The sequence below is a fragment of the Nocardia sp. NPDC101769 genome (assembly GCF_044766925.1).
GTDB lineage: Bacteria > Actinomycetota > Actinomycetes > Mycobacteriales > Mycobacteriaceae > Nocardia.
The window spans coordinates 1-4,579 of the sequence record NZ_JBIWMX010000097.1; the positions used below are offsets into that span (position 1 = coordinate 1).

Below are 4,579 nucleotides of genomic sequence, written 5' to 3' on the forward strand. Positions count from 1 at the left end.
AGCGCGTGCACCCGAGCGAGCCACACTGGTACCTACAGGCGATCGGAACATCTCCGGGTGCGCGTGGAATGGGCTGTGGCCGCGAGCTACTACTGAGCCTTTTTCATCCTCGTTCGGCTTGAAGCTCGTGGTCTTGTAGGACGTGGATGGCCTTGGCCAGGGTCCCGGCCTTGTGGGGACAGCAGCGCAGCTTGTGCAGTACCTTCCAGCTCTTGAGCTGCGCGTTGGCGCGTTCGCCGCGTCCACGCAGTCTCGCGTGAGCCCGGTTGGCCTGCTTCTGCGATTCCGGCTTGTTGCGCCCCTTGTAGGGCGTGTGCAGACCTCCGACACCCTGATAACCCTTGTCCGCCAGCACGATCAGCCCGCAGCTCTCAAGTTCGTGGATGATCTGCCAGATCCAGGCGGCCTTCGCGTCGTGCACACTGCCGGGCAGCGCCCCCGACACCCACACGATGTCCCCATCAGGCGTGGCGATGACCTGGATGTTCATCCCGTGGAGGCGGTGCTTGCCCGAATAGTAGGGACGGTCGGCGGCGACCCGGTCGATCGCGATCAGAGTGCCGTCGAGAATCAGATACGCGTGCCCGTTCTTCTTCGCCTGCCGCAGCGCCGATCTCAGCTTCGGCGCACGCTCGGCCAGCAGTTCCACCGTTTCCTCCACGTACCGCCAGGCGGTCGTCGTCGAGATCTCGAACCCGGCCCCCAGATCGCTGTAGGTTTCGGCCTTGCGCAGGTAGGCCAGCACCAGCATGGCTTGGCGACCGGGATCGAGCTTGCGCCACACCGAGCCGATCTTGCTGCGGTGCCGGCGGATCACTCCAGCGACGTAGTTCAGGGTATGGCGTGACAACGGCAGCGCGGCACGGTAAAACAACAATGGAAGCCCTTGGGAAGCAGCGGTTTTGGTCGACAGCTGATCTACCAGGGGCTTCTCCATATCCTGAGGCGACACGCCGAGATCAGAACCATTGCCCCTCAACGTCATTCACGCAGGATGAAAATGGCTCACTGTCCCGACTTGGTCCCTGCGACCGCGAAAGCGCCTCTGCCTACCTGGAAACCAGCAATCGGGGAAATCTCGCCTACTACGAGCGCTTCGGATTTGCGGTTCGTGATCAGATGACGATGTACTTCGGCGGCCCACGAGTGTGGTTGATGTGGCGGCCCCCGCAGCAGGGCGGTCGCTGAGCCGCAAGAAGGCACGCTCCTCGGCAGTAGCGGACGTTCTGCGCCGCACCAGGTTCCGGCCGCCGGCGCCCCGCCCCGACCGGTTCGGTCAGCGCGGTATGCGGCAATAGCGGACGTTCCGCCGGCCTCGGATCGGTACGGCCAGTTGATCTTCCGATGCCCGCGCTGGCCGGTTGGGTCAGCGCGGTATGCGGCATAGCGGATGTCCTTGGCTCGCGGCCGTTTCGCCGCCGACCACTGGATCAGGGCCCTTGTGGGTCGACATCCCGGTATAGGCTCCGGCAACGTGGACGTCTACCTGCTATGGCACATCCATCATGCGCGCCCGCTGGACGGGTCTCCGACACGACACGTCGACGACGATGGAGACCTCGACTGGGACGAGCAAGAGGGAGACGAGGTCAAATTCTTGGGTGTCTACTCAACCGAGCAGCGCGCACAGGAACGAATTCTGGAAGCGCGGACCCTCCCCGGTTTCCGGGACGAACCCGACTGTTTTCACATCGACAGGTACCAAGTCGACAAGGGCCACTGGACCTCGGGCTACTTCACATATCACTATTAGCCATCGTTCTTTCGCGAGGTGAACACACGACATTCGGCATGAGCGCGCACAGCCTACGGCCGTACGGCGCTCTGCCCGTTGATCTTCGGCTGCCCCGCGCTAGCCGGTTTGGTCAGCGCGATCAGCGGTATACGGCGTGCGATCCGCTGTGTCCGACGCGGGATCAGAGCCATCCCGAGGGTGTACCGCGACCACCGTGACCGCCAGCGGGAGCGATTGCGGAGATCCGCGCGAGATCCTCGGAGCTGAGGGTGAGGGTGCCAACGGTGAGGGCTGCAGAGTAGAACGACATGGCGGGACCGTGCGGAGCCAAAGGTTTGTGGTAATTCCTGTTGCTACCACCAGGTCCCGCGCCCGCAACCACCCCGCCGACGGGGTCTGTGAAAATCCCTGCGCACCGCGCAAGCCAGCTGTCAATCACCCGCTACGCCAGCATTATTCGGTGATCGTGAATACCCCGGAGTCCTGCTGGTCCAGCCAGCCCCGCGCCACCAGACGCTTCAATTTCGACCGCAACGCTTCCACGTTCGACCGCTCGATCGTCGGTATTCCCAACAACCTCGCCAGCACCTACCAGGCGATGGGGAATCTGGGCCAGGCGATCGAGCTGTTCGAACGGACCCTCACCGACTGTGAGCGGGTCCTCGGCGACGACCACCCGATGACCACGGTTGTGCACGGCAATTTGGCCGTGGCGTCCGCCGCCGCGTGCGAGGGTGGCCGGTAACCCAGCCGTTGATTGAAGTCGATTTCCGCTTTTCTGACACATGCCCGGAAGACTCTCGGCGTTCATATCGACACGTCGGTTGAATGAGCGTTTCCGACTGACGGTCGCGGTTTGATGTTGCTGACTGTGCGCCGAAACATGTTGGGAACCAACGAAAGTGCGCGGGACCTGGCATGTGAAAGTGGTCTTACCACAGCCCACTTCCGCAAGAAGGTCCCGCGCAACATGAGTGTGACATACACAGCCGTGCTCCCGATCCCCGAGGCCACCGTCTTCTACGTCGCCGACCTGCTGGCCGACGTCCGCGTGACGAAAGGCACCCGCTGGCGGGCACTGAGCTGCCTCGAGCAGGCGGTACTGGCGTTGCGGTGGTTCCTCGACGCCACCCGCGTCGAACAACTCGCCCTCGACAACACCATCGGCCTGACCACCGCCTACGACGCCCTGCACGAGGTCATCGACACTCTCGCACTGCAGGCCCCTTCGCTGCACAATGCACTGCTGGCCGCGAAAGCCGCCGGACACGAGCATGTTTCGATCGACGGCACCCTGATCTACACCGACCGAGTCCGAGAACCGGGCCCCACGCTGGACAACAAGGGCAAGCCGGTGGATCTGTGGTGGTCGGGAAAGCACCGCCATCACGGCGGCAATGTCCAGGTCATCACCGCCCCCGACGGATGGCCGTTGTGGACCTCGCCGGTCGCGCCCGGCCGCACCCACGACGTCACCGCGCTGCGCGCCCATCCCGAGATGACCCCGGCGCTGTCGGCGTGGACCGGCGAGGACCGCGGCCTACTTGGCGACCTCGGCTACGAGGGCGAATCCGACCTGATCACGGTGCCGATCAAGAAGTCGGCCGACGGTGTGTTGTCCGAGCAGCAGCGCCAGGCCAACAAGACCCACAACGGCACCCGCGCGGTCGCCGAACGCGGCAACGCTCTGCTCAAAGGGTTCAAGGCCCTGCGGCGAGTCAGCCTGTGCCCCTGGCGGATCGGCGCGATCGTCGCGGCTGCCCTGGTGTTACTGCACCACCGACACCGACGCACCACCTGACCACGACACACCGCTACTCGGAAACGCTCAATGTCCAACCCTTGCAACCGAAGTCGACTGTAACCGGCTATAGCGGACGTTCCGCAGGCCTCGGATCGGCACGGCCAGTTGATCTTCCGATGCCCCGCGCTGGCCGGTTCGGTCAGCGCGGTGGTATGCGGCAATATGGTGCGTTTGCCGACGGATCTGGATGCGACACGTCGCAGCGGCAGGGCCTCGCTACTGAGTACATCGAGCCACCCGGCTCACATCATCGCAGGACAAGACCAATCACCCTGATTGTCAGTAGAAGCCGCTCGATCATCGGCGATTGCGGACCTTCCGCGAACGTGAGCGGCCCGAGATGATCTCCAGCCGTTGATCTTCCGCTCGCGGCACCAACTCACACCGCGCGGGTCGCAGCATAGCGTGCGTTGTCGCCTCGACATACCTGAAACGCGTTTCAGTATCGTGCGGTGGTGGCTGTAGCACACCTGGGGTCTATCACCGTCGACTGTAACGATCCGGCCGTTCTCGCGAACTTCTGGGCCGAGTTGCTGGGCGGCGTAATCGCCACCAGCACAGACAAGTTCGTGAGCGTCAAACTTCCGCACCTGGTCCTCACGGCCATTCGGATACCGAACTACCAGCCGCCCTCCTGGCCGGATGAAAGCACCCCGAAGCAGATTCATCTCGATCTCGCGGTAGCCGATCTCGATGCCGCGCAAGCCGAAGCGGTGCGCCTCGGGGCCAAGCTCTGTGACTATCAGCCAGCACCCGCCAAATGTCGCGTTCTCCTGGACCCGGCCGGTCATCCTTTCTGCCTGTGTTTGCCGCCAACCCCTTGACCGGGTGACCAACGGCTCGGCGCGGCCGAGCCGTTGGTCACCGGTTTGACCAAATTGATCTCGACGACGCTCGGTCATCGGCAAAGGCGGTCCGCCGCCTCACTGTCGGTGCTGTTGCAGCCTCGTACCGGTGTGTGCTCGATGGTTGCGCGATACGCTTTGGAGGTGCCGGTGAGGGCGGATGGCACCCAAGGCTGTGTCGGATATTCGGTGTGG

At 63.7% G+C, this 4,579-nt stretch carries 5 protein-coding genes; 4 read left to right on the plus strand and 1 reads right to left on the minus strand.

Annotated elements, in window-relative coordinates; all coding sequences use genetic code 11:
* Window positions 1–103: 103 nt before the first annotated feature.
* Complete coding sequence (locus ACIRRA_RS45380) at window positions 104–877, minus strand: transposase family protein (protein WP_402782171.1); 774 nt, start codon at window positions 875–877, stop codon at window positions 104–106.
* Window positions 878–1,474: 597 nt separating this feature from the next.
* On the opposite strand from ACIRRA_RS45380, the gene ACIRRA_RS45385 reads away from it, so the two are divergent.
* The 4 genes from ACIRRA_RS45385 to ACIRRA_RS45400 all read left to right on the plus strand — a co-directional run bounded on the left by ACIRRA_RS45385 (window position 1,475) and on the right by ACIRRA_RS45400 (window position 4,363).
* A complete protein-coding gene (locus ACIRRA_RS45385) occupies window positions 1,475–1,753 on the plus strand; it encodes a hypothetical protein (protein WP_402782159.1) in 279 nt (92 codons plus the stop codon).
* Window positions 1,754–2,195: 442 nt separating this feature from the next.
* Complete coding sequence (locus ACIRRA_RS45390; protein WP_402782162.1) at window positions 2,196–2,480, plus strand: tetratricopeptide repeat protein; 285 nt, start codon at window positions 2,196–2,198, stop codon at window positions 2,478–2,480.
* 225 nt (window positions 2,481–2,705) lie between these two features.
* The gene (locus ACIRRA_RS45395; RefSeq protein ID WP_402782165.1) at window positions 2,706–3,536 is read left to right on the plus strand and encodes a transposase family protein; all 831 of its coding nucleotides are present in this window, start codon (window positions 2,706–2,708) and stop codon (window positions 3,534–3,536) included.
* 458 nt (window positions 3,537–3,994) lie between these two features.
* Window positions 3,995–4,363, plus strand: coding sequence for a VOC family protein (locus tag ACIRRA_RS45400; RefSeq protein ID WP_402782168.1), 369 nt, complete (start codon window positions 3,995–3,997; stop codon window positions 4,361–4,363).
* Window positions 4,364–4,579 lie beyond the last annotated feature (216 nt).